The sequence below is a fragment of the Lelliottia sp. RD5 genome, assembly GCF_056032945.1.
Window position 1 is genome coordinate 77,151 of record NZ_JBVYHQ010000002.1, and the last position, 24,920, is coordinate 102,070.

Here is a 24,920-nt window from a genome sequence, read left to right on the forward strand (position 1 = left end):
CTCAAATTTGAGTATGATTGAGCGATGATGTTGTGAAGGGATCCCCTATGAAGCAAATTCGTATGCTGGCGCAGTATTACGTCGATCTGATGATGAAGCTCGGCCTGGTGCGTTTCTCCCTGCTATTAGCACTGGCGCTGGTGGTGCTGGCGATTGTGGTACAGATGGCCGTGACCATGGTGCTGCACGGACAGGTTGAGAGCATTGACGTTATCCGCTCAATCTTCTTTGGTTTGTTGATCACGCCGTGGGCTGTCTATTTTCTCTCGGTGGTGGTGGAGCAACTGGAGGAGTCACGCCAGCGTCTTTCCCGGCTAGTGCAAAAGCTGGAGGAGATGCGCGATCGCGATCTCAAACTCAACGTGCAGTTGAAGGACAACATTGCGCAGTTGAACCAGGAGATTTCAGATCGTGAGAAGGCGGAAGCGGAACGTCAGGCCACGCTTGAGCAACTGAAAATCGAGATGAAAGAGCGCGAAGTGACGCAAATTCAGCTCGAACAGCAATCCTCATTCCTGCGTTCTTTCCTTGATGCCTCACCCGATCTCGTTTTCTATCGCAATGAAGATAAAGAATTTTCCGGCTGTAACCGGGCCATGGAGTTGTTGACGGGAAAAAGTGAAAAGCAGCTGATTCACTTTAAACCGCAGGACGTTTACTCAGAAGAAGCCGCGGTTAAAGTGATCGAAACCGATGAGAAAGTTTTCCGTCACAATGTCTCGTTGACCTACGAACAGTGGCTGGATTATCCGGACGGGCGCAAAGCCTGTTTTGAAATCCGCAAAGTGCCGTATTACGATCGCGTCGGTAAACGCCACGGACTGATGGGCTTTGGCCGCGATATTACCGAGCGTAAGCGCTATCAGGATGCGCTTGAGCGTGCCAGCCGCGACAAGACCACCTTTATCTCCACCATCAGCCATGAGTTGCGTACGCCGCTGAATGGCATCGTGGGTCTCAGCCGTATTTTGCTGGATACCGAATTAACCAGCGAACAGGAGAAATACCTCAAAACCATTCATGTTTCAGCGGTGACGCTGGGTAATATCTTCAATGATATTATCGACATGGATAAGATGGAGCGCCGCAAAGTCCAGTTGGATAACCAGCCGGTAGACTTCACCGGTTTCCTGGCCGATCTTGAAAACCTTTCTGGCTTACAGGCCCAGCAAAAAGGGCTGCGTTTTGTACTTGAGCCAACATTGCCGTTGCCGCATAAAGTGGTGACTGACGGGACGCGGCTGCGCCAGATTCTGTGGAATCTTATCAGCAACGCCGTGAAATTTACCCAGCAGGGTGAAGTGGTGGTTCGCATCCGTTTTGACCAGGGCGATATGCTGCACTTCGAGGTGCAAGACTCCGGTATCGGTATTCCGCAGGATGAGCACGACAAGATTTTCGCCATGTATTATCAGGTGAAAGACAGCAACGGCGGGAAACCCGCCACCGGAACCGGAATAGGCCTGGCCGTATCCCGCCGCCTGGCAAAAAGCATGGGGGGAGACATCACGGTTTCAAGCCAGCAGGGTAAAGGCTCAACGTTTACGCTGACTGTCCATGCCCCGGCGGTAGCGGAAGAAGTGGAAGACACCTTCGAAAATGACGAGCTGCCATTACCGGCGCTGCATGTGCTGTTGGTTGAAGATATTGAGTTGAACGTGATTGTCGCCCGTTCGGTTCTGGAAAAACTCGGTAATAGCGTCGATGTGGCGATGACCGGCACCGCCGCGCTGGAGATGTTTACCCCCGGCGAATATGATCTTGTGCTGCTGGATATCCAGCTTCCGGACATGACCGGGCTGGATATCTCTCGCGAGCTGACGCAACGTTATGCTCGTGACGAACTTCCGCCGCTGGTCGCGCTGACGGCGAACGTGCTGAAGGACAAAAAAGAGTACCTCGATGCCGGTATGGACGATGTGCTCAGCAAGCCGCTAGCAGTGCCCGCCCTGACTGCCATGATCAAGAAATTCTGGGATACCTGTGATGAAGAGGAGAGCACCATGACGTCCGTTGATAGCGAAAAAGCACAAACGATTCTGGATATCGCCATGCTTGAACAGTATATCGAGTTAGTTGGACCGAAGCTGATTACCGATGGCCTGGCTGTATTCGAAAAAATGATGCCAGGATATTTAAGCGTGCTGGAATCCAACCTGACGGCTCGCGATCAGAAGGGTATCGTCGAAGAAGGTCACAAGATTAAAGGTGCCGCCGGGTCGATTGGCTTGCGTCATTTGCAGCAGTTGGGTCAGCAGATCCAGTCTCCCGATTTACCCGCATGGTCAGATAACGTGGGTGAATGGGTTGAAGAGATGAAGCAGGAATGGCAAAACGATGTTGCCGTGCTGAAAGCGTGGGTGGAAAGTACAAAAAAATGACCCCGGATAAACCGGGGTGCGCGAAATACTGCGCCAACACCAGGGAAATCGTGGCCGCGCCTGATTTTTTGTGTTGTTTTCGCATGGACGCTGCCTTAAGAATTAGGCCGCACGCAGTTAAGATAGCAAATCTTAAATGATTTGTTACATGAATCAGTGAAATGTGTGAAGCATAGCGTTTTAATCAGAATTTTTAATATGCTTCAGACGGTTGCAGAGAAGGAGCAGCAAGATGAAAAAAGTGGGTGTAGTGCTAAGTGGGTGCGGCGTTTACGACGGTGCGGAGATCCATGAATCCGTTCTGACGCTGCTTGCGCTGGCAAAACAGGGCGCAGAAGCCGTTTGCTTTGCGCCGGATAAAAATCAGGTGGATGTGATTAACCATCTGTCTGGTGAACCGATGTCTGAAACGCGTAATGTGCTCATTGAAGCTGCCCGTATTGCGCGAGGTAGTATCTTACCCCTCGCGCAGGCAAACGCTGATGAACTGGACGCGCTGATCGTTCCCGGTGGGTTTGGCGCGGCAAAAAATTTGAGCACTTTTGCCAGCCAGGGGAGTGAATGCCACATCGATAGCGCGTTGCAAGCGTTGGCTCAGCGCATGCATGCTCTGGGAAAACCACTGGGCTTTATGTGTATTGCGCCCGCTATGCTGCCAAAGATTTTTGATTTCCCGTTACGTTTGACCATTGGTACCGATATTGACACGGCGGAAGCGATCGAAGAGATGGGCGGTGAACATGTCCCTTGCCCGGTCGACGATATCGTTGTCGACGAAGACAATAAGATCGTTACCACGCCAGCTTACATGGTGGCGCAAAACATCGCAGAAGCCGCAACCGGTATTGATAAGCTGGTTGACCGCGTGTTGGTTCTGACCCAGTGAGTCAAAAACGTTCTCCTGTCGCATGGGCGAAGCGAATCTTTATTCGCGTGGTGCTGGCGCTGGCCGTTTTCTGGGGCGGCGGCATCGCGTTATTTAGCATTATGCCCGTGCCCTTTTCGGCGGTGATGGTGGAGCGTCAAATCAGCGCATGGCTAACCGGCCATTTCAGTTATGTGGCACATTCCGACTGGGTGAGCATGGACGAGATTTCGCCATGGATGGGACTGGCGGTGATTGCGGCGGAAGATCAGAAGTTCCCGGAACACTGGGGATTTGACGTTTCCGCCATCGAGAAGGCGCTGGCCCACAATGAGCGCAATGAAAAACGCGTACGCGGCGCATCAACACTTTCACAGCAGACGGCGAAAAATCTGTTTTTGTGGGATGGTCGAAGCTGGGTACGAAAAGGACTGGAGGCCGGGTTGACGGTCGGAATGGAAACGGTCTGGAGTAAAAAACGCATTCTGACGGTGTACCTGAATATCGCCGAGTTTGGCGATGGGGTATTTGGTGTTGAGGCCGCAGCACAACGCTATTTCAACAAGCCCGCCAGCCGCCTGAGCCAGTCAGAGGCGGCGCTGCTGGCCGCCGTTTTGCCGAACCCCATCATCTACAAAGCGAATGCGCCATCGGGATACGTCCGCAACCGCCAGGCGTGGATTATGCGCCAGATGCGTCAGTTAGGTGGGGAAGGGTTTATGACCGGGAATAAACTGTACTGAGTGAGACTCAAGCCCCTTGAACTCGTGCAAAGGGGCGAAGGGCAAACCGCTTAATCAGTCCTCGTCAAAGCCTGAGTTAAACAGGGCAACCACCGCTTCGAGTGCCTCAACTTCTTGCGGGCCGGTGGCTTCGACTTCAATCTGTCGACCTTTGGCCGAATCGAGCATGAGCAGCGCGATAACGCTGTTGGCCTCAGCTTCGGTGCCTTCGTCGTTACGCAACAACACTTCAGCGTCAAAACCCTGCATCAATTCAAACAATTTCATCGCTGGACGGGCGTGCATGCCCAGCTTATTGGTGATCTCAACGGTATGTTTTACGGTCATGTTTTGCGTTTTTCCAGCGTGCGATGACGAGACTGTACGTTTTTACCGCGTGAGCGGAAATAGTCGGCCAGCTGTTCAGCAATATACACCGAACGATGTTTCCCGCCGGTACAACCAATGGCTACGGTCAGGTAGCTGCGGTTGTTGGTTTCCAGCATAGGTAACCATAGCTCAAGGTAGCTTCGCGTCTGGTATATAAAATTGTGAACTTCTGTGTGTCTGTCGAGGAATGCTGCGACAGGCTTATCCAGACCGGTCATTGGACGCAGTTTAGGATCCCAGTGCGGGTTGGGCAGGAAGCGTACGTCAAACACATAATCCGCATCGATAGGGATCCCATGTTTGAAGCCAAACGATTCGAACACCATGGTGAGTTCACGCTCACGTTTACCCAGCAAACGGGTGCGCAGCATCTCGGCCAGTTCGTGAACCGACATCTCGGAGGTGTCGACAATCAGATCGGCACGAGAACGCAGCGGTTCCAGCAAATCACTCTCTTCGTCGATAGCGCTCTCGAGAGAGAGATTTTTACTGGAAAGCGGATGCAAACGTCGGGTATCACTGTAGCGACGAATCAGCGTGTTGCGATCGGCATCCAGGAACAGCAATTGCGGAGTGAAGGTTTCTGGCAGGCTGCTCATCGCCTGCTCAAAGACTTCCGGCGATTCCGGCATATTACGGACGTCGATGCTGACGGCCGCAGAAATTTGTCTGTCAGCCAGCGTACGCGCCAGTTCTGGTAACAACACAACCGGAAGGTTATCGACGCAGTAAAAACCCATATCTTCGAGCGCCCGAAGGGCCACGGATTTCCCCGAGCCCGAACGACCGCTGACGATCATCAGCACCATGTTCCGTTTCTCCTCGCGCCTGCAGATGTGGAGGTCATCTTATGGTTACGCATCATCCTGATTGCCTTCCACTTCGGTGATAATTTGATAGAGTTCTTCATCACTTTGGGCTGCGCGCAGACGGCGGCAAATTGTTTTATCTGCCAGACGCTTGGCCACTAGCGAGAGCGTGTGCAAATGGGTTTTGGTCTGGTCAGCAGGCACCAGCAGCGCGAAAAGCAGATCGACGGGCTGGTTATCAATCGCGTCAAATGCGATTGGCGTTTCCAGTTGGACAAACACGCCAACGGCGCGCAGGGTGTCCTCCTCCAGCTTGCCATGCGGAATGGCAATACCATTGCCGATACCGGTACTGCCCATTTTTTCACGGGTCAGGATGGCCTCAAACACCACCTGAGGTGGCAGGCTTAACTGTTTTGCGGCCAGTTCACTGATGATTTCCAGAGCGCGTTTTTTGCTCTGGCAGTGAACGCCACTGCGGGTACATTCCTGGTTAAGGACATGACTTAATTGAAGACCGGAATCGTTGTTCATCATAATTTCACCTAAGCGCTAACTGTACATATGGCCTGTTGTGTTTTACAACAGGCCGCCCTGCACCCGTTAACTGCTCGGACAATCAGTGTTGTTTCAGTTTATCTTTATGTTTATTAAGCTGTCGCGCAAGCTTGTCAATCAAGCCGTCGATAGCCGCGTACATGTCTTGCCCTTCCGCACTGGCATGGATTTCACCCCCATTTATGTGCAGGGTTGCGTCCGAGATATGAGTCACTTTCTCCACTTTCAACACAATGTAGACCTGATTAATCCTCTCGAAATACTGCTCCAGCTTCGCGAATTTAGTGTTTAAAAAATCGCGTAAAGCCTCAGTGATTTCGACATTGTGTCCTGTGATGTTGAGCTGCATAGTGTCTTCCTTATCGGTTGTGTCAAACCAGTTGTTTACGCTGGTTAGACGGCGGAATGGATAAAGACTCTCGATACTTCGCAACAGTACGACGTGCCACCATGATACCCTGATCGGACAGCAGGGTGGTTAACTTACTGTCACTCAGTGGCTTCGCGGGGTTTTCCGCGGCGATCAACTTCTTCACCAGAGCACGAATGGCCGTCGACGAGGCTTCGCCACCGCCTTCGGTATTCACATGACTGGAGAAGAAATACTTAAGCTCAAAAATACCACGCGGACTGTGCAGATACTTCTGCGTGGTCACACGCGAAATGGTCGATTCGTGCATCTCAACGGCCTGAGCAATATCTGCCAGGACCATCGGTTTCATAAATTCTTCGCCCTGCTCAAAAAAGCCTTGCTGCTGTTCCACAATGCATCGACTCACGCGTAGCAGCGTATCATTTCGGCTTTCGAGGCTTTTGATCAGCCATCGCGCTTCCTGAAGATTGCTACGAATATATTGATTGTCGGAGTCGTTCCGCGCACTGGTGCACATGGACGCGTATTGCTGGTTGATTTGCAGGCGGGGAATGCTGTCGGAATTGAGTTCCACGGTCCAGAGACCGTTGTGCTTTCGGACCAGGACGTCAGGAATCACATATTCGGGTTCGCCGGTTTGGATCGATTGCCCCGGACGGGGATCGAGCGACTGGATCAGACTCACCGCTTCTTTCAGCACGTCTTCTTTGAGTCGCGTAACGCGCATCAGACTGCGGAAATCATGATTCGCCAGCAAATCTAAATGTTCGCTGATAATCAGTCGCGCTTCGTCGAGTCTTGGCGTCTCTTTTGCAAACTGAGAAAGCTGGATCAGCAAACAGTCGCGTAGATCTTTTGCTGCGACGCCGACCGGGTCAAAGCGTTGAATGCGTTTGAGGACGGCTTCGATCTCGTCGAGTTCGATTTCGCTATCACCCATGCTTTCCAGAATCTCGTCCAGGGTTACCGTTAAATACCCGGTGTCATCCACTGCATCGACAATGGACGTGGCAATCGCGCGATCGGTTTCGGTGAAAGGGGTCAACTCCACCTGCCACATCAGATAATCCTGTAGCGACTGCGTAGTTTCACCCTGATAAACCGGTAGCTCATCATCCTGATAATCAGCGCGCGTGCCGGATGGCGTTCCAGCGGTGTAAATTTCATCCCAGCTGGCATCCAGCGGTAACTCGTCAGGCATCTCTTTTTGTTCAAGGGCATCTGCCGTATCGAGCGTTTCGGTGTCCTGCTTTTCCTGGGTATCTACCTCATCATGAAGATCGGTTTGCTCCAGCAGTGGATTACTGTCCAGCGCTTGCTGCAGTTCCTGCTGAAGTTCTAACGTTGACAGTTGCAACAGACGGATTGCCTGTTGTAACTGTGGCGTCATCGCCAACTGTTGGCTGAGCCGTAATTGCAAACCTTGCTTCATGTTCAGGGCGTTTTTCTCCGGTCCTGCGTGACTTAACCTCTACCCTATCAGAGTCTGAAGTCTTCCCCAAGGTACACGCGCTTAACATGTTCATCTTCGAGGATTTCGAGTGGCGTGCCGTGAGCAATCAAATGGCCCTGGCTGACGATATATGCACGCTCACAAACTGCCAGCGTTTCACGCACGTTGTGGTCGGTAATCAGCACACCAAGACCGCTGTCGCGCAGATGTTCAATGATACGTTTAATGTCGATAACGGAGATAGGGTCGACGCCGGCAAACGGTTCATCCAAAAGGATAAATTTCGGATTGGCTGCCAGTGCGCGGGCAATTTCTACTCGACGGCGTTCACCGCCCGAAAGTGCCTGGCCGAGGCTGTCACGCAGGTGTTCAATATGGAACTCTTCCATCAATTCGTTGGCGCGATCCTGACGCTGCTCGGAGGTCAAATCGTCACGGATTTGCAGGACGGCCATCAGATTGTCGAACACGCTAAGACGGCGGAAAATAGACGCTTCCTGCGGCAGATAGCCAATTCCGCGACGCGCGCGGGCGTGCAGCGGCAGCAGGCTAATGTCTTCATCATCAATGATGATGTTGCCCGCGTCGCGCGGAACAATGCCGACCACCATGTAAAAGGTGGTGGTTTTACCTGCACCGTTAGGACCCAACAGGCCAACAATTTCGCCGGAGTTAACGGTCAGACTGACATCTTCCACGACGCGGCGGCCTTTGTAGGCTTTGGCGAGGTTTTTTGCAGTTAATGTTGCCATAACGAATTAGTTACTCTTTTGCTGTGCGGGAGCCTGGGTTTTACCTTTGTCCTGCAACTGGGACGGAACCAGTACGGTTGTCACGCGCTTACCTTTCTCGCTGGAAGCCTGCATTTTCTGCTCTTTCACCAGATACGTGATCTTATCGCCAGTGATGTTGCTGTCCAACTGCTCCAGATAAGCATTGCCGGTCAGGATGACAAGGTCCTTCGCCAGCTCATAGTGCATGTGCGAGGCGTGGCCTTTAACCGGCTTACCGTTATCCTGCATCTGATAGAACGTTGCCGGATTGCCGTAGCCATCAATAATTTCTTTGCCTTGTTCACCACCGGGACGGGTGACAACCACTTTGTCGGCATTGATTTTGATGGTGCCCTGCGTCATCACGACGTTGCCCGTGAAGGTCACAACGTTCCCCTGCATATCAAGTGACTGCGTGTCAGATTCGATATGAATAGGTTGCTCAGTATCTCCTGTCACCGCAAGGGCAGGGAGACTGGCGGCCAGCAGCGCGCTGGCGATAACAAAATTAAGGCTGAGTTTGTTTATTTTGAATTTCATATGAGGTTCTAACCTTTTCAATCAGCTCGGCGTTTTTGCTGCGTAAGTTCCCGCGCATTCTCAAACCGCTGGAATTAAATGTCGTGCCGTATAACGTCACCAGATCCTGCGATGTCACATCCTGGGTCACCAGATTGATCTGCGCATTATCCGTCGTAATTTTGCGTAGTTGTGAGTCAGCGGTCAGGGCGTTCACTTCGACGTGACCATACAGATAAAGCATACGGTCATTTGTCAGTTTTGCCCTGTCAGATTTGATCGACCAGGTCGGCACCTTATTAGTGTCAAACGTGGTCATGACCGGCTGAGTAAACCACGAGATGCCTTCATCGGAAAAATACTCAACGTGCTGGGCAATCAAGCGATAGTTCAGCGCCCCTTCCGGACTATAAACCACCGTGTCGCTATGATCGCTCTTATAGGTCGGATCGCTGGTGGCGACCACTTCTGCTGGTGCATCGTCATTGTCAGCGAGATTTACGCCAATCAATACCAACACGGCCAGTGAAAGCAGAATGATAACCCAACGTCTGGTTTTACTCATATCGATTGCCCTTTGGCCTCATCAAGCTTGCCCTGCGCCAGCAATAACAAATCGCACACCTCGCGAACGGCACCACGCCCCCCGTTGATCCGGGTGACATAGTCCGCGCGCGGGATCAGCAGAGGATGCGCATCGGCGACGGCGATACTTAAACCCACTTCCGCCATCACCGGCCAGTCGATCAGATCGTCCCCGACATAGGCCACATTCTCAGGTGCGATGGCAAGTTTCGCCAGTAAATCCCTGAAAGCGACCATTTTGTCAGACTGGCCCTGATACAGATGGGTGATGCCCAGTGTCTCACAGCGATCTTCTACCAGTTTAGCCTTACGCCCGGTGATAATGGCAACTTCTATCCCGGATGTGAGCGCACAACGAATGCCATAACCGTCGCGCACGTTAAATGCTTTCAGCTCTTCGCCGTTATTGCCCATAAAAATCAAGCCATCGGAAAGGACGCCATCCACATCCAGAATCAACAGACGAATCTTTTCCGCCTGCGCCATCATTTGCGTGCTTACCGGACCATAACAGGTTGCAAGGGATGCACCCGCATTACTCATTGTCTTATCCTTTATTACACTACGCCTGCGCGCAGAAGATCATGCATATGTACCACACCCAGCAGTTGGTCGCCATCGGCAACCATGACGGCGGTAATATGACGGGACTGCATTAGGTTCAAAACGTCGACTGCCAGAGTGGCGGGACGGACCCTGATGCCGCCTGGCGTCATTACGTCAGCGATCCCCAGCGTGCGGACATCAACGCCCATATCGAACACGCGGCGTAAATCGCCATCCGTGAAAATCCCTTCGATGTTCATCTGGTCGTCGCAAATCACCGTCATGCCAAGATTTTTACGCGTAATTTCCAGCAATGCGTCGCGCAGCGGGGCATCTTTACTGACGCGAGGGATCTCCGCGCCCGTATGCATAATATCATTTACTCGCAGCAGTAGCTTACGTCCGAGCGCGCCACCTGGATGCGAGAGTGCGAAATCTTCTGGCGTAAAGCCTCGGGCTTCAAGAAGCGCAACCGCGAGGGCATCTCCCATAACCAGCGCAGCGGTCGTGCTGGAGGTCGGCGCAAGGCCGAGTGGGCAAGCTTCTTTGGGCACTTTTACACATAAATGAACATCAGCCGCGCGCGCCATCGTGCTTTCTGGTCGGCTGGTCATGCAAATGAGCGGGACGTGGAGTCGCTTCAGTACGGGAATCAGCGCCAGAATCTCGTTGGACTCACCCGAGTTCGACAGGGCGATAACAATGTCATGCGGTGTCACCATGCCGAGATCGCCATGGGCGGCTTCACCAGGATGAACAAAGAATGAGGATGTGCCGGTACTGGCAAACGTCGCGGCCATTTTGCGCCCAATATGACCTGATTTTCCCATGCCCATCACCACGACTTTGCCCGCGCAGGAGAATATTTTCTCGCATGCCAGGCTGAAATCCTGATTGATGTATTGATCTAACTGCGCCAGACCTTCACGTTCAATCTCCAGAACTTTTTTGCCTGCTTTCTGAAAGTCAAAACCCGGTTGCAATTCTATTTGCGACATAATGCGTTCCGTTTACCCAGAGAGAAGAGGCGACAGCCAATACAGCATCGCCATCCATACGATAAAACCACCCGTCAGCAAGGCACCCGCGCCTTTGCCAATCTGTTGTTTCCGTCGCCAGCACAGCAGGGCGAAAATAATACTCACAAGGAGCATCACCCCGTAATCGCGCGAGAAGGCCAGCGGATTAAATGCCCCTGGCGCAATCAGCGCCGGTAAACCCATCACAATAGCGATGTTAAAGATATTGGAGCCAATGATATTGCCAATCGCCATATCGCCTTCACCTTTACGTGCGCCGGCAACGGCGGTCGCCAGTTCTGGCAAGCTGGTGCCAATCGCTATCACCGTCAGGCCGATAGTCAGCTCACTGATGGCGTAGAAATTGGCGAGCACGGTGGCGTTATCAACGACCATACGCGTGGCCATTGGCATGATAATGAGCGCGACGCCCAGCCACAGTAGAGCGACGGGCAGAGTACCTTCGCGAGGCAGTTCCGCGACTTGCTCACGCGTCAGGCTGTCATTTCCCTGTTTTTCCGCCAGACGAGCAATCTTCACGATGTACAGCAGCCAGATGATCGCCAGCGCGATAAGCAGGATGCCGTCATCCCGCGTGAGTTGCCCGTCGTACAGCACGTAACCTGCCAGCAGGCTGACAATTAACATTAGCGGCAATTCGCGGCGCAGAACATCAGAATGCACGCGAAATGGATGCATCAGCGCGGCGAGGCCAAGGATCAATAATATATTGACGATGTTAGAGCCAATTGCCGTCCCAATCGCGAGGTCAACCTGCCCATGAAGAGAGGCTGAAGCTGAGACGATAATTTCTGGAAGCGATGTTCCGACACTGACCACGGTCATCCCGATGATAAGGGGCGGTATGCCAAAAAGCCGACAAAGAATGGATGCTGCAAAAACCAGACGGTCAGCACTGTAGACCACTAACAGTAAACCGATTATTAACAGGGCCGTTGCTAAAAGCATCAAAAATCCTTTATTCAGGTATACTCGCCGGTCCACTGAGAATGAATCTCTGGCGCCGCATGCAGTCTGTAGACGTAACGATTCTCTAATTTTGACTTTATGCGTCGGAAAAGTAAAACAAATGCCAGCTTTCGCTAACCTGTGCAGACAATATTCTGCAAAAATGTCGGGTTTAAGGCTGAATTAAGCGCCATGCTTAACCTCAAAGGGAAAGAAAGGAATTTTAAATGAGCCAAACAATGGCGAATTTAGTCGATGTCCGTGACGTCAGCTTCTCCCGCGGCAACCGATTGATCTTCGAAGATATTACATTGACGGTACCGCGTGGCAAGATCACGGCGATCATGGGGCCATCCGGAATCGGCAAAACAACGCTGCTGCGTCTGATTGGTGGACAGATCCCGCCAGACAGCGGCGAAATTCTTTTTGATGGCGAAAATGTGCCTGAAATGTCCCGCACTCGCCTCTATACCGTCCGTAAGCGCATGAGCATGTTGTTTCAGTCAGGTGCGTTATTCACTGATATGAACGTCTTTGATAACGTGGCTTATCCGCTGCGTGAGCACACGCGTTTGTCCCCTGAGCTGCTGAAAACGACGGTCATGATGAAGCTTGAAGCGGTGGGGCTACGTGGAGCTGCCAAGCTGATGCCTTCTGAATTGTCTGGCGGAATGGCGCGGCGTGCGGCGCTGGCGCGTGCTATCGCGCTTGAACCGGACTTGATCATGTTCGACGAACCTTTTGTCGGGCAGGATCCGATCACTATGGGCGTGCTGGTCAAGCTGATCTCAGAGCTTAACAGCGCACTCGGCGTCACCTGTGTTGTGGTATCGCATGATGTCCCCGAAGTGCTGAGCATCGCGGATTACGCCTATATTGTGGCGGATAAAAAAATCGTCGCGCACGGCGGCGCTCAAGAATTGCAGAATAATAGCGATCCGCGGGTTCGACAGTTCCTCGACGGTATTGCGGACGGTCCTGTTCCGTTCCGTTATCCCGCGTGTGATTATCATCAAGATTTATTGGGAATAGGGAGTTAAGCCACTGATGCTGTTAAATGCGTTGGCCGCTCTGGGACACCGTGGCATAAAAACCATCAGGACGTTCGGGCGTGCCGGGTTGATGTTGTTCAATGCGCTGGTTGGCAAGCCGGAATTCCGCAAACATGCGCCATTGCTGGTGCGCCAGCTCTATAATGTCGGCGTGCTGTCGATGCTCATTATTATCGTTTCCGGTCTGTTTATCGGCATGGTTCTTGGGCTGCAAGGCTACCTTGTTTTAACCACGTACAGCGCTGAAACCAGCCTGGGTATGCTGGTGTCTCTTTCTCTGTTACGAGAGCTTGGACCGGTTGTTGCGGCGCTGCTTTTTGCCGGGCGTGCCGGTTCTGCGTTAACCGCAGAAATCGGTTTGATGCGCGCAACGGAACAGCTCTCCAGCATGGAAATGATGGCGGTTGATCCCCTGCGGCGCGTCATCTCTCCGCGTTTTTGGGCGGGTGTAATTTCGCTACCTCTGCTGACGATTCTTTTTGTGGCCGTCGGCATATGGGGCGGTTCGCTGGTTGGAGTGCAGTGGAAAGGGATCGACGCAGGTTTCTTCTGGTCCGCGATGCAGGATGCGGTTGATCTGCGTATGGATCTCGTGAACTGCCTGATTAAAAGCGTGGTCTTCGCGTTTACGGTTACCTGGATTGCGTTGTTCAATGGTTACGATGCGATACCGACCTCTGAAGGGATTAGTCGCGCGACAACGCGCACTGTAGTTCATTCGTCGCTGGCCGTACTGGGTCTGGATTTTGTGCTCACCGCACTGATGTTTGGGAATTGAGTTCATGCAAACAAGAAAAAGTGAAATTTGGGTAGGTGTGTTTCTTGTGCTGGCGTTGTTAGCCGCACTGTTTATTTGCCTTCGCGCGGCGGACATCACCTCAATTCGGACTGAACCCACTTATCGTCTCTATGCAACATTCGATAACATCGGGGGACTGAAGGCGCGTTCGCCGGTTCGTATTGGCGGCGTGGTGATTGGACGAGTGGCAGACATTACGCTCGATGAAAAAACCTATCTACCGCGTGTAGAAATGGATATCGAAGAGCGCTACAACCACATTCCGGACACCAGCTCTCTCTCCATCCGTACTTCCGGTCTGCTGGGTGAACAGTATCTGGCGTTAAACGTCGGTTTTGAAGATCCGGAACTGGGAACGTCTATCCTTAAAGACGGTGGCGTGATCCAGGATACCAAATCTGCGATGGTGCTCGAAGATATGATTGGTCAGTTCCTTTACAGCAACAAAGGGGACGACAAAAAAACTGACGATGCCTCTGCAAAGAGCGAAGGCCAAACTGACGTTGCACCGACCCCTGGCGCAACCACTTCATCTCAGGAGAAGTAATTGATGATTAAACGACTATTGATGGTTGCCATGCTGGTGATTGCCCCTCTGAGTGCCGCCTATGCAGCGGATCAGGCCAATCCTTATAAACAGATGGACGAAGCGGCGAAGAAGACGTTTGATCGCCTCAAAAATGAGCAATCAAAAATTCGTTCCAACCCGGATTATCTCCGCGATGTGGTTGATCAGGAGCTGTTGCCTTACGTGCAGGTGAAATATGCTGGCGCGTTAGTTCTGGGTCGCTATTACAAAGATGCCACCCCAGCACAGCGTGAGGCTTACTTTGCGGCGTTCCGCGAATACCTGAAGCAGGCTTATGGTCAGGCGCTGGCGATGTATCATGGCCAGACCTATCAGATTGCACCTGAGCAACCGCTGGGCGATGCGACCATCGTACCTATCCGCGTCACTATCATCGATCCAAATGGCCGCCCGCCGGTGCGTCTGGATTTCCAGTGGCGTAAAAATACGCAGACGGGGAACTGGCAGGCTTATGACATGATTGCCGAAGGTGTGAGCATGATTACGACTAAGCAAAACGAGTGGAGCGATCTGCTGCGTACCAAAGGCATTGATGGTCTTACCGCACAGCTGAAATCTATCTCCAGCCAGAAAATCTCGTTGGATGAGAAAAAGTAATGACGCAGCCATTAAGCTGGACGCGTGAGAGTGACACACTGTTCTTGTCAGGCGAGCTTGATCAGGATCTGCTGATGCCCTTGTGGGATTCGCGTGAATCCGCTATGCAAGGCGTCACGCTGATTGATTTGCATCGCGTGACGCGCGTGGATACCGCAGGCGTTGCACTGTTAGTGCATCTCGTGGCTGAAGGCAAAAAACAGGGCGTAGCTGTAAAACTGGCGGGTGCCAGCGAAAACGTTCTCACCCTGGAAAAACTTTATAATTTGCCCGAAGACGTATTACCTCGCTAATTTTTTCAGTGCGTTACTTCTTAAAGCCTCGACTGTTTCACGGTCGGGGCTTTTTGCTTGTTTAAGACTGCGTCACTTTGCTCTAAGATGTTGGGCTTGTTTTCACTAAAGATGATTTAGAACCCATGGAAAATCATGAAATCCAGTCGGTGCTGATGAACGCACTCTCCCTTCAGGAAGTCCACGTCACCGGCGATGGCAGTCACTTTCAGGTTATTACTGTGGGTGAGATATTCGACGGCATGAGCCGTGTGAAGAAACAGCAGGCTGTTTACGCGCCGCTGATGGAATACATTGCGGATAACCGCATCCACGCCCTGTCGATCAAAGCTTATACCCCGCAAGAGTGGGAACGCGATCGCAAACTAAACGGTTTTTGAGCTGAGGGTGGTTTGCCCGCAGCACGGTTGAATTCATAAGAGAGCACAATAATGGATAAATTTCGTGTACAGGGGCCTACGCGTCTCCAGGGCGAAGTCACAATTTCCGGCGCGAAAAATGCCGCGCTGCCGATTCTGTTTGCCGCACTGCTTGCGGAAGAGCCGGTAGAAATTCAGAACGTACCGAAGCTGAAAGACATCGACACCACGATGAAGCTGCTCACCCAGTTGGGCACCAAAGTGGAACGTAACGGTTCGGTTTGGATTGATGCCAGCAAGGTGAATAACTTTTCTGCCCCGTACGATCTGGTGAAAACCATGCGTGCGTCCATCTGGGCGCTTGGCCCGCTGGTGGCGCGTTTTGGTCAGGGTCAGGTTTCTCTGCCGGGCGGCTGTGCGATTGGCGCGCGTCCGGTTGATTTGCATATCTTCGGCCTTGAAAAGCTCGGTGCGGATATCAAGCTCGAAGAGGGCTACGTTAAAGCCTCCGTCAATGGCCGTCTGAAAGGCGCGCACATTGTGATGGATAAAGTCAGCGTCGGTGCAACGGTCACTATCATGTCAGCTGCGACGCTGGCGGAAGGCACGACCATTATCGAAAACGCGGCCCGTGAGCCGGAAATTGTCGATACGGCGAATTTCCTCGTCGCACTCGGCGCGAAGATTACCGGACAGGGTACCGACCGCATCACCATCGAAGGTGTTGAGCGTCTTGGCGGCGGCGTGTATCGCGTGTTACCAGACCGTATTGAAACAGGCACGTTCCTGGTCGCTGCAGCGATTTCAGGGGGTAAAATTCTGTGTCGCAATGCGCAACCAGACACCTTGGATGCCGTATTAGCAAAACTGCGCGATGCCGGTGCAGATATTGAAACTGGTGAAGACTGGATTAGCCTGGACATGCACGGTAAGCGCCCTAAAGCGGTTAACGTACGCACCGCTCCGCATCCGGCGTTCCCAACCGATATGCAGGCACAGTTTACGCTGCTGAACCTGGTGGCTGAAGGGACGGGCTTCATTACTGAAACCATCTTCGAAAACCGCTTTATGCACGTACCTGAACTTATTCGTATGGGGGCGCACGCTGAAATCGAAAGCAACACGGTGATTTGTCATGGTGTAGAAACGCTTTCTGGCGCGCAGGTGATGGCAACGGATTTGCGGGCTTCTGCGAGCCTGGTGCTGGCGGGTTGCATTGCGGAAGGCACAACCGTTGTGGACCGCATTTACCACATCGATCGTGGCTATGAGTGTATTGAGGACAAACTGCGCGCTCTGGGTGCAAATATCGAGCGTGTGAAGGGCGAGTAATCGCTCCGGCAGCCCCCTGCCAAATGACCGGGGGGTTGCTGTTCTTTTCTCCTGCAAGTCTTCTGCAAGCGCTAGTCCTGGTGCTCGTCTTCCTGCTTTTTCTGACGCATCATTCGTGTTCTGTCGATAAATTCATGGGTAATGGGGTCGTGGTAACGCGAAGGCCATATAATCCAGGGCTGGGTTTCCAGCGCCGTCGCAATAATCAATTCTCCTTTTGGCCATGGGCGAGTCAACGCGTTGGCAAGCGTTGAAGAGCTGAGCCCATTGCGCCTGGACTCTGCTGCAAGTGAGGTCCCTTTTTTGCGCAGTGCGGCAATAATGTCGGCCGAATGCCAGTCGATAAACTTCTTTTCCATATGCTGTCCTTAGATTCAAGTACGTCCACGTCATTCAGGTGAAGTGACGTGAGTTACTATACCTTCTTAGACGGGCTGTTCTAAAAAGTTCGCATAACTGGAGGCAATATTCGGAATATGACAGGGCTTTATTCATGCAGCCTGTAAGCTGATGAATTAACAGGAATGAAGTGTTTATTGGAATTTATTGGAGTCTCCCCGGCACGGGTGCGGGGAGACGTAGAGCATTTAACGATCGCGCTGAACAGCGATATGGGCAAGGCCAATTAACGCATCACGCCATGGGCTATCTGGAATAACCTGAAGGGCTGTAATCGCCTTATCCGCTTCTTCTTCGGCGCGCTGGCGTGTCCATTCAAGCGATCCGCAGATTGCCATTGTTTCCAGTACAGGTTCCAGAAGATGTCGACCATTTCCTTGCTCGATCGCTTCACGAATTAATTTCGCCTGATCCGGTGAACCATTGCGCATTGCATGCAGCAGCGGGAGGGTGGGTTTACCTTCGTTCAGGTCATCACCCACGTTTTTACCCAGCGTTTCGCCATCAGCACTGTAATCCAGTAGATCGTCGATCAGCTGGAATGCGGTACCAAGGTAGCGACCATAGTCCTGCAAACCACGCTCTTGCGCTTCAGTACAGCCCGCAAGGATACCGGAGCATTGTGCTGCGGCTTCAAACAGACGCGCCGTTTTGCTGTAAATCACACGCATATAGTTTTCTTCGGTGATGTCCGGATCGTTGACGTTCATCAACTGCAGCACTTCACCTTCAGCGATGACGTTTACGGCCTCTGACATGACTTCCAGCACCTTTAACGAGCCAAGGCTCGTCATCATCTGGAATGCGCGGGTGTAGATAAAATCCCCCACCAGAACGCTCGCTGCGTTGCCAAATGCGGCGTTTGCGGTCGCTTTCCCGCGACGCATATCGGATTCATCCACCACATCATCATGAAGAAGTGTCGCGGTGTGGATAAATTCGATGAGTGCCGCAATATTGACGTGCGCGTCTCCCTGATATCCAACGGCTCTGGCAGCCAGAATGGCGATCATTGGACGAATACGTTTACCGCCGCCACTGACGATGTAATAACCCAACTGATTGATGAGCTGAACATCAGAGTTGAGTTGCTCCAGGATTACTGCATTCACACCCGCCATATCTTGCGCGGTTAACTCGTTGATTTTATCTAAATTCATCGCAAAAGCCGGGCTTCTTATCCTGTTTACCACATATCAAATGGGCTAACGAAGGGTTTGGTTTATCAAATAGTATGCCTGATTGTACTGAAAAAACGGCTCAGATAAACGTTACCGTACGTGTTGTGTTTTTTTTCTGCATGTATTGATGGTAGCACTTGTCAAAGGCTCGCGTTTTGCGTAATATTCGCGCCCTATTGTGAATATTTATAGCGCACTCTGAATCACACGAGGATGTGCGCGGAAGCGGAGTTCTATATGTACGCGGTTTTCCAAAGTGGTGGTAAACAACACCGAGTAAGCGAAGGTCAGACCGTTCGCCTGGAAAAGCTGGACATCGCAACTGGCGAAGCTGTTGAGTTCGCTGAAGTTCTGATGATCGCAAACGGTGAAGAAGTCAAAATCGGCGTTCCTTTCGTTGATGGCGGCGTTATCAAAGCTGAAGTTGTTGCTCATGGTCGTGGCGAGAAAGTTAAAATCGTTAAGTTTCGTCGTCGTAAACACTACCGTAAGCAGCAGGGCCACCGTCAGTGGTTCACTGATGTGAAAATTACTGGCATCAGCGCCTAAGACCTGAGGAGAGATTTAAATGGCACATAAAAAGGCTGGCGGCTCAACTCGTAACGGTCGCGACTCAGAAGCTAAACGTCTTGGCGTTAAGCGTTTCGGTGGCGAAACCGTTCTGGCGGGTAGCATCATCGTTCGTCAACGTGGCACCAAATTCCACGCTGGTAACAACGTAGGTTGCGGTCGTGACCACACTCTGTTTGCTAAAGCAGACGGTAAAGTGAAATTTGAAGTTAAAGGCCCGAACAACCGTAAATACATCAGCATCGTTGCTGAGTAAGTTTTTCGTGGTCCGGTAACGGATTAAAGCCCCGCAACGTGTTGCGGGGCTTTTTACATTGAAAACCCGGAAAAATTTTCTGCAGGAAAAACGGGCATGAAACAGCAGGCAGGCATCGGTATTCTTTTGGCACTCACTACGGCGGTGTGCTGGGGAGCGTTGCCCATTGCCATGAAGCAGGTTCTGGAAGTCATGGAGCCGCCTACGGTAGTGTTTTATCGCTTTTTAATGGCCAGTATTGGCCTTGGCGCGATTCTGGCGATAAAAGGAAAACTTCCACCGCTGCGGATTTTTCGTAAACCGCGTTGGCTGATTCTCCTGGCTATCGCAACGGCTGGCCTGTTCGGTAACTTCATTCTGTTCAGTTCTTCTCTGCAATATTTAAGCCCCACCGCATCACAGGTCATCGGCCAGCTTTCGCCTGTGGGCATGATGGTTGCCAGCGTCTTTATCCTCAAGGAGAAGATGCGTGTCACGCAGATAGTGGGTGCAAGTATGTTGTTATGCGGTCTGGTGATGTTCTTTAACACCAGCCTGATCGAGATTTTTACCCGCCTGACGGATTACACCTGGGGTGTGATTTTCGGGGTTGGGGCAGCAACGGTCTGGGTGACCTATGGCGTCGCGCAAAAGGTGTTATTGCGCAGGCTCGGCTCACCGCAGATCCTCTTTTTATTGTACACTTTGTGTACAATAGCATTATTGCCTTTAGCAAAACCGGGTGTCATTACCCAGCTCAGCGACTGGCAACTGGCGTGTCTCATTTTCTGTGGGCTTAACACGCTGGTCGGTTATGGCGCGTTGGCCGAAGCGATGGCGCGCTGGCAGGCAGCACAAGTGAGTGCATTAATTACGCTCACGCCGCTGTTTACGCTGTTATTTTCAGATTTATTATCAATGGCCTGGCCCGATTTCTTCGTCAAACCGATGTTAAACCTCTTGGGATATCTCGGTGCGTTTGTCGTGGTTGCGGGCGCGATGTATTCCGCCATTGGTCATCGTCTTTGGGGACGTTGGCGCAAAAATGAAGCGGTTGTAGTTGTCCCCCGCTCAGGCGAATGATTTACGGAGAGTAAAATGAAGTTTGTTGATGAAGCAACAATCCTGGTTGTTGCAGGTGATGGCGGTAATGGTTGCGTAAGCTTCCGCCGTGAAAAATATATTCCTCGTGGTGGTCCTGACGGCGGCGATGGCGGTGATGGCGGTGATGTGTGGTTAGAGGCGGATGAAAACCTCAACACGCTGATCGATTACCGTTTCGAAAAATCTTTCCGCGCCGAACGTGGTCAGAATGGCCAGAGCCGCGACTGTACCGGTAAGCGTGGCAAAGACGTGACCGTTAAAGTCCCGGTCGGGACGCGCGTTATCGACCAGGGCACTGGCGAGACGTTAGGCGATATGACCAAGCATGGTCAGCGCTTGATGGTGGGTAAGGGCGGTTGGCATGGTCTGGGTAACAGCCGTTTTAAATCCTCTGTTAACCGTTCTCCGCGTCAGAAAACAATGGGTACGCCTGGTGATAAACGCGATCTGCAGCTCGAGCTAATGCTGCTGGCAGACGTGGGTATGCTGGGGATGCCAAACGCGGGTAAATCGACCTTTATCCGTTCTGTTTCTGCTGCTAAACCTAAAGTCGCCGATTATCCGTTTACCACACTGGTACCAAGTCTCGGCGTTGTCCGCATGGATAACGAAAAGAGCTTTGTGGTTGCTGATATCCCGGGTCTGATCGAAGGTGCTGCTGAAGGCGCTGGCCTGGGGATTCGTTTCCTGAAACACCTTGAGCGTTGCCGCGTTCTGTTGCACCTCATTGATATCGATCCAATCGACGGTTCAGATCCGGTTGAAAATGCCCGTATCATCGTTGGCGAGCTGGAAAAATACAGCGATAAGCTGGCTGCTAAACCGCGTTGGCTGGTCTTTAACAAGATCGACCTGATGGACAAAGCGGAAGCTGAAGCCAAAGCGAAAGCTATTGCTGAAGCGATGGGCTGGGAAGATAAATACTATCTGATCTCTGCTGCTAGCCAGATGGGCGTCAAAGATCTTTGCTGGGATGTGATGACCTTCATCATCGAGAACCCAATTACTCAGGCAGAAGAAGCGAAGCAGCCTGAAAAAGTTGAGTTTATGTGGGATGACTATCACCGCCAGCAGCTTGAAGAACAAGAAGTTGAAGTCGAAGATGACGAAGAGTGGGATGAGGATTGGGACGAAGACGACGAAGAAGGTGTCGAATTCATCTACAAACGTTAATCCCGTGAAAAGCCCCCTGTTGAAGGGGGCTTTTTTTATGCATGTTAGCTCAACGTCGACGGTAGCCAGCAACTGGCGATTAACCCGCCCTCAGGCGCATTATCGAGTCGTAAATTGCCACGATGAAGCTGCACGATGCGCTGAACAATACTCAGCCCCAGACCACTCCCACCAAAGCGTTGATCGAGTCGACGGAAGGGTTCGGTAATTGAATGCCTGTGGGCTTCATCAATTCCCGGTCCATGATCGATAACGCTCACTTGTGTCCCGTCTTCATGCTCAGTCAGTGTGATTTCGATAGTGGTGCCAGATGGACTGTATCGAGCCGCGTTTTCCAGTAAGTTCCGCAGCATCAGTCGCAGCAATATGGCATCGCCCTGAACGGTAAGTTCGCTGTGCGCGGGCCAAATCACCGGATGATCTTTGAATTCATGCTCCAGCTTTAACGGGGCAATAATGTGATTTGTCCAACTGAGGGTATCGTAATGACCACTCGCCATGGCTTGTCCGGCCCGTGCCAGCATCAAAAGCTGTTCAACCGTATGCATGAGCTGATCGATACGATCGATAAGCGTAGACGCCTGTGGAGAGCCTGATTGCGCCATGAGTTCAAGATGGAGCCGAATGCCAGCCAGCGGCGTTCGGAGCTCGTGAGCGGCGTCAGCGGTAAATAGACGCTCTTGCTTAATGGTTTGGTCCAGGCGAGCGAGCAATTGATTCAGAGACGTTGTGACGGCACCAATCTCTTCCATATCGGAAAATTCAGGAAGAGGATTGAGATTATCTGCGGATCGATTCGCCAGGCTAATGCGCAGCTTGTTGAGGGGGCGCGTTATCCAGGTGATCGCCCAGAAAGAGAAAAACAGTGTGAAACCAACCATCACCAACGAAGGAACCAAAAGCGACGCAATGGCTTCGCGGATTTCCTTTTCGACATGCTGGTTACGCGCTTTGGCTGAGAGGGTTTCGCTCACCAGGAAGCTAATTTGCTCTCGGCTTTCATGCCAGAGCCAAATCACGCTAATGAGCTGGAAAAATAACAGAATGACCGCCAGCAAAACCATCAATCGCCGACGCATGCTATTCATTGTGGGTTCTCAAGACGATAGCCGACGCCGCGAACGGTTTTGATCCGATCTTTGCCGAGTTTGCGTCGAAGGTTATGAATGTGCACTTCGAGTGTGTTTGAGCCCGGATCGTCTTGCCAGCTGTAAATATCCTGCTGCAGCGTTTCCCTGTGTACGGTTTGTCCCGATCGCATAATCAGGCGTGTGAGCAGTGCAAACTCTTTTGGCGTGACTTCGACGGGGTGAGAATTGCACAGAACCTGCTGAGTTTGCAGATTGAGCGTGAGATCGCCATCGGCCACCAGATTATCGCTGTGGCCTTGATAGCGGCGAATCAGCGCGCGTGCCCGAGCCTGTAATTCAGCAAGCGCAAAGGGTTTGACCAGGTAATCATCTGCGCCCGAGTCAAGTCCATGAATTCTGTCTTCGATAGCATCTCGGGCCGTGAGGATGAGGACCGGATTATCAACGCCGCGACGACGCCACTGGCTAAGCAGGGTTGCGCCATCTTTGTCAGGCAGGCCCAGGTCGAGGATAACAAGACTGTACTCGCCGCTTTGAATCAGCGAGTCAGCCTCTGCGGCGGTAGCCGCACAGTCCAGCGCATAGCCTTCGTTGGCCAGCCCCAGAGCCAGCCCTTCCTGTAAGAGAAGATCGTCTTCAACAATGAGTAATTTCATCGCTAGTTATTCTGATAAATGTCCTTGTAAAGCCTGCTTTCGAAACGTACCAGAGGAATACGACGATTACGCTGGTCACCCGGTTCGACGGCATAGCCGGATAGATACTGTACAAACGCCATACGCTGCCCGCTGGCCGTGGTAATAAAGCCAGCCAAATTATACACGCCCTGCAGCGAGCCAGTTTTAGCGGAGACTTTACCATCGACGCCGGCTGCGTGCAGGCCTGCGCGATACTGCAGAGAGCCATCGTAGCCCGCCAACGGAAGCATCGAAATAAAGTTTAGCTCAGTGTCATGCTGGGCAATGTACTGAAGAACTTGCATCATTGTTGCTGGAGAGATCAAGTTATGCCTTGAAAGGCCTGAACCATCAACAGCGATAGTATTCCCAAGATCGATTCCCGCCTGCTGGCGCAAAATCTGACGAACAGCATCTGAACCTGCGCGCCAGGTTCCTGGAACGCCAAAACGTGCATGTCCAATCATGCGGAACACGGTATCGGCAATCATATTGTCCGATTTTTTCAGCATAATCTTAAGCAAGTCGTGTAGGGGAGCGGATTGCTTGCTGGCAATCACCGTACCGGCTTCACTCGGTTGCGTCTGACGTAACAACGTACCTGAATACGTGATATTAGCCTGTTTTAGCTCATCTTTCAGAATCGCACCCGCGTAACTTGCGCCATCCTGGATAGCGAAAGCCAACGGGAGCGGGTCAGCGCGTTGCGTCAGGCAGCCCGTCAACGTAAAGCGATTGAGATCGCCGGGAACGACATCGAGTTCACAATATTGCGCATCCGGTGATCCTTTCGCCAGGGTTCTGACCTGGCTGAACATGGTCACCGGGTAATAGGACGCCACGCGAATAAAGGCTAAATCATTGGGTTTTGGTGCGCTGTACAGCGAAACCGAGAAGCAGTTGCGGTCGACAATAGCGGCGGCTGGCGGCGCGCTAAAGCATTGCGTCATGTCATTCCAGGGCCAGCCGGGGGCTTTATCGTGACTGGCGAAAATAGACGTGTCGATCAGCACGTTGCCCTCGATTTTTTGGATTCCGGACTTTTTCAGAACGGCGACCATATTGCGGATATCCTGACGTTTAAACGTCGGATCGCCGCCAAATCGAGCAATCAAGTCACCTTTCAGAACGCCGCTATCCACATTCCCCTTGGTTTCAAGCGTCGTGGTGAAACGGAAGTCTGGGCCGAGTTGCAACAGTGCAGCCAGCGCTGTAATCACTTTCTGCGTACTGGCGGGCAGGGCCATTTGCTGGCTGTGATAATCAATCTCCGGCGCCTGGGCACCCACTTTTTGCACCATGAGCGCAAGGTTAGCGCCAGCAGGGAGTTGATTGATATATTCATCAACATTCGCTGCGTTTGCAGTGAATGCCATACTGGTAGTCAATCCGATGATAAATCTGGAAAATCGCATAATCTCGCGCTAACAACCCGTAAACAAACCGCCATACTACGGTGCAACGCCCTGTAAAGTAAACGATGACCCATAGTGAACTTCGCGGTAAA

Annotated in this window: 30 protein-coding genes; 14 read left to right on the top strand and 16 right to left on the bottom strand. The window is 52.0% G+C overall.

Translation table 11 applies throughout. The features are described 5' to 3' along the window. Positions 1-47: 47 nt before the first annotated feature. From arcB to mtgA, 3 genes are all read left to right on the top strand, one after another. Entirely contained in the window at positions 48-2,381 is a 2,334-nt protein-coding gene (arcB, locus tag AC0LWE_RS08070) for an aerobic respiration two-component sensor histidine kinase ArcB (RefSeq protein WP_219347335.1), read from the top strand. Between the two features lie 232 nt (positions 2,382-2,613). Continuing rightward, entirely contained in the window at positions 2,614-3,267 is a 654-nt protein-coding gene (elbB, locus tag AC0LWE_RS08075) for an isoprenoid biosynthesis glyoxalase ElbB (RefSeq protein ID WP_219347336.1), read from the top strand. Then, positions 3,264-3,989: a monofunctional biosynthetic peptidoglycan transglycosylase gene (gene mtgA, locus AC0LWE_RS08080; protein ID WP_216980889.1), complete on the top strand. Its 726-nt coding sequence runs from the start codon at positions 3,264-3,266 to the stop codon at positions 3,987-3,989. The genes elbB and mtgA overlap by 4 nt, the downstream gene beginning before the upstream one ends. 54 nt (positions 3,990-4,043) lie before the next feature. Here mtgA and npr read toward each other — a convergent pair whose 3' ends face one another. The 11 genes from npr to AC0LWE_RS08135 all read right to left on the bottom strand — a co-directional run bounded on the left by npr (position 4,044) and on the right by AC0LWE_RS08135 (position 11,962). After that, positions 4,044-4,316: a PTS phosphocarrier protein NPr gene (gene npr / locus AC0LWE_RS08085; protein WP_015960623.1), complete on the bottom strand. Its 273-nt coding sequence runs from the start codon at positions 4,314-4,316 to the stop codon at positions 4,044-4,046. Next, entirely contained in the window at positions 4,313-5,167 is an 855-nt protein-coding gene (rapZ, locus tag AC0LWE_RS08090) for an RNase adapter RapZ (protein ID WP_015960622.1), read from the bottom strand. Before rapZ ends, npr begins: the two co-directional genes overlap by 4 nt. Positions 5,168-5,212: 45 nt before the next feature. Beyond that, positions 5,213-5,704, bottom strand: a complete 492-nt coding sequence (gene ptsN / locus AC0LWE_RS08095) for a PTS IIA-like nitrogen regulatory protein PtsN (RefSeq protein WP_059177324.1) — start codon at positions 5,702-5,704, stop codon at positions 5,213-5,215. 82 nt (positions 5,705-5,786) lie between these two features. Continuing rightward, positions 5,787-6,074, bottom strand: coding sequence for a ribosome hibernation promoting factor (hpf, locus tag AC0LWE_RS08100; protein WP_015960620.1), 288 nt, complete (start codon positions 6,072-6,074; stop codon positions 5,787-5,789). A gap of 22 nt (positions 6,075-6,096) precedes the next feature. Beyond that, a complete protein-coding gene (rpoN, locus tag AC0LWE_RS08105) occupies positions 6,097-7,530 on the bottom strand; it encodes an RNA polymerase factor sigma-54 (protein ID WP_131486413.1) in 1,434 nt (477 codons plus the stop codon). A gap of 47 nt (positions 7,531-7,577) precedes the next feature. Continuing rightward, positions 7,578-8,303 carry an LPS export ABC transporter ATP-binding protein gene (gene lptB / locus AC0LWE_RS08110; RefSeq protein WP_059177326.1) on the bottom strand — a complete coding sequence of 242 codons (726 nt, stop codon included), beginning with the start codon at positions 8,301-8,303 and terminating at the stop codon, positions 7,578-7,580. A 6-nt stretch (positions 8,304-8,309) separates the two neighbouring features. Next, positions 8,310-8,864 carry a lipopolysaccharide ABC transporter substrate-binding protein LptA gene (gene lptA, locus AC0LWE_RS08115; RefSeq protein WP_059177327.1) on the bottom strand — a complete coding sequence of 185 codons (555 nt, stop codon included), beginning with the start codon at positions 8,862-8,864 and terminating at the stop codon, positions 8,310-8,312. Then, a complete protein-coding gene (gene lptC, locus AC0LWE_RS08120; RefSeq protein WP_131486412.1) occupies positions 8,833-9,408 on the bottom strand; it encodes an LPS export ABC transporter periplasmic protein LptC in 576 nt (191 codons plus the stop codon). Before lptC ends, lptA begins: the two co-directional genes overlap by 32 nt. After that, the gene (gene kdsC, locus AC0LWE_RS08125; RefSeq protein WP_059177329.1) at positions 9,405-9,971 is read right to left on the bottom strand and encodes a 3-deoxy-manno-octulosonate-8-phosphatase KdsC; all 567 of its coding nucleotides are present in this window, start codon (positions 9,969-9,971) and stop codon (positions 9,405-9,407) included. The genes lptC and kdsC overlap by 4 nt, the downstream gene beginning before the upstream one ends. Positions 9,972-9,985: 14 nt before the next feature. Next, positions 9,986-10,972: an arabinose-5-phosphate isomerase KdsD gene (kdsD, locus tag AC0LWE_RS08130; protein WP_059177330.1), complete on the bottom strand. Its 987-nt coding sequence runs from the start codon at positions 10,970-10,972 to the stop codon at positions 9,986-9,988. Between the two features lie 12 nt (positions 10,973-10,984). Then, positions 10,985-11,962: a calcium/sodium antiporter gene (locus AC0LWE_RS08135; RefSeq protein ID WP_059177331.1), complete on the bottom strand. Its 978-nt coding sequence runs from the start codon at positions 11,960-11,962 to the stop codon at positions 10,985-10,987. A 227-nt stretch (positions 11,963-12,189) separates the two neighbouring features. On the opposite strand from AC0LWE_RS08135, the gene mlaF reads away from it, so the two are divergent. The 7 genes from mlaF to murA all read left to right on the top strand — a co-directional run bounded on the left by mlaF (position 12,190) and on the right by murA (position 16,983). After that, positions 12,190-13,002 carry a phospholipid ABC transporter ATP-binding protein MlaF gene (mlaF, locus tag AC0LWE_RS08140; RefSeq protein WP_059177332.1) on the top strand — a complete coding sequence of 271 codons (813 nt, stop codon included), beginning with the start codon at positions 12,190-12,192 and terminating at the stop codon, positions 13,000-13,002. A 7-nt stretch (positions 13,003-13,009) separates the two neighbouring features. Beyond that, positions 13,010-13,792: a lipid asymmetry maintenance ABC transporter permease subunit MlaE gene (gene mlaE / locus AC0LWE_RS08145; RefSeq protein WP_059177333.1), complete on the top strand. Its 783-nt coding sequence runs from the start codon at positions 13,010-13,012 to the stop codon at positions 13,790-13,792. Positions 13,793-13,796: 4 nt separating this feature from the next. Continuing rightward, positions 13,797-14,360 carry an outer membrane lipid asymmetry maintenance protein MlaD gene (gene mlaD / locus AC0LWE_RS08150; protein WP_131486410.1) on the top strand — a complete coding sequence of 188 codons (564 nt, stop codon included), beginning with the start codon at positions 13,797-13,799 and terminating at the stop codon, positions 14,358-14,360. A 3-nt stretch (positions 14,361-14,363) separates the two neighbouring features. Beyond that, positions 14,364-14,999, top strand: a complete 636-nt coding sequence (gene mlaC, locus AC0LWE_RS08155; RefSeq protein WP_059177335.1) for a phospholipid-binding protein MlaC — start codon at positions 14,364-14,366, stop codon at positions 14,997-14,999. Then, on the top strand, positions 14,999-15,292 hold the full coding sequence (mlaB, locus tag AC0LWE_RS08160) for a lipid asymmetry maintenance protein MlaB (protein WP_059177336.1): 294 nt from the start codon (positions 14,999-15,001) through the stop codon (positions 15,290-15,292). Before mlaC ends, mlaB begins: the two co-directional genes overlap by 1 nt. A 125-nt stretch (positions 15,293-15,417) precedes the next feature. After that, a complete protein-coding gene (gene ibaG / locus AC0LWE_RS08165; RefSeq protein WP_015960607.1) occupies positions 15,418-15,672 on the top strand; it encodes a BolA family iron metabolism protein IbaG in 255 nt (84 codons plus the stop codon). Positions 15,673-15,723: 51 nt separating this feature from the next. Next, positions 15,724-16,983, top strand: coding sequence for a UDP-N-acetylglucosamine 1-carboxyvinyltransferase (murA, locus tag AC0LWE_RS08170; protein ID WP_131486409.1), 1,260 nt, complete (start codon positions 15,724-15,726; stop codon positions 16,981-16,983). 71 nt (positions 16,984-17,054) lie between these two features. On the opposite strand, the gene sfsB is transcribed toward murA, so the two are convergent. Next, on the bottom strand, positions 17,055-17,342 hold the full coding sequence (gene sfsB, locus AC0LWE_RS08175; protein WP_059177338.1) for a DNA-binding transcriptional regulator SfsB: 288 nt from the start codon (positions 17,340-17,342) through the stop codon (positions 17,055-17,057). Positions 17,343-17,570: 228 nt separating this feature from the next. Beyond that, a complete protein-coding gene (gene ispB, locus AC0LWE_RS08180; RefSeq protein WP_059177339.1) occupies positions 17,571-18,542 on the bottom strand; it encodes an octaprenyl diphosphate synthase in 972 nt (323 codons plus the stop codon). A gap of 258 nt (positions 18,543-18,800) precedes the next feature. On the opposite strand from ispB, the gene rplU reads away from it, so the two are divergent. From rplU to cgtA, 4 genes are all read left to right on the top strand, one after another. Next, the gene (gene rplU / locus AC0LWE_RS08185; RefSeq protein ID WP_015960603.1) at positions 18,801-19,112 is read left to right on the top strand and encodes a 50S ribosomal protein L21; all 312 of its coding nucleotides are present in this window, start codon (positions 18,801-18,803) and stop codon (positions 19,110-19,112) included. A 19-nt stretch (positions 19,113-19,131) separates the two neighbouring features. Then, complete coding sequence (gene rpmA, locus AC0LWE_RS08190; protein WP_007673187.1) at positions 19,132-19,389, top strand: 50S ribosomal protein L27; 258 nt, start codon at positions 19,132-19,134, stop codon at positions 19,387-19,389. Positions 19,390-19,485: 96 nt separating this feature from the next. After that, positions 19,486-20,451 (top strand): DMT family transporter, encoded by a 966-nt coding sequence (locus tag AC0LWE_RS08195; RefSeq protein WP_015960602.1) that lies wholly within the window; start codon positions 19,486-19,488, stop codon positions 20,449-20,451. A 15-nt stretch (positions 20,452-20,466) separates the two neighbouring features. Next, complete coding sequence (gene cgtA, locus AC0LWE_RS08200; protein ID WP_174342824.1) at positions 20,467-21,645, top strand: Obg family GTPase CgtA; 1,179 nt, start codon at positions 20,467-20,469, stop codon at positions 21,643-21,645. A 44-nt stretch (positions 21,646-21,689) separates the two neighbouring features. Here the strand turns inward: cgtA and pmrB are convergent, their stop codons facing one another. From pmrB to dacB, 3 genes are read right to left on the bottom strand one after another with little or no spacing between them, the layout of a single operon-like run. Then, positions 21,690-22,733 (bottom strand): two-component system sensor histidine kinase PmrB, encoded by a 1,044-nt coding sequence (gene pmrB, locus AC0LWE_RS08205; protein ID WP_219347337.1) that lies wholly within the window; start codon positions 22,731-22,733, stop codon positions 21,690-21,692. Next, positions 22,730-23,392, bottom strand: coding sequence for a two-component system response regulator PmrA (gene pmrA / locus AC0LWE_RS08210; protein WP_202694038.1), 663 nt, complete (start codon positions 23,390-23,392; stop codon positions 22,730-22,732). Before pmrA ends, pmrB begins: the two co-directional genes overlap by 4 nt. A 2-nt stretch (positions 23,393-23,394) precedes the next feature. Next, positions 23,395-24,828 carry a serine-type D-Ala-D-Ala carboxypeptidase gene (dacB, locus tag AC0LWE_RS08215; protein ID WP_202666203.1) on the bottom strand — a complete coding sequence of 478 codons (1,434 nt, stop codon included), beginning with the start codon at positions 24,826-24,828 and terminating at the stop codon, positions 23,395-23,397. Positions 24,829-24,920: the final 92 nt, after the last annotated feature.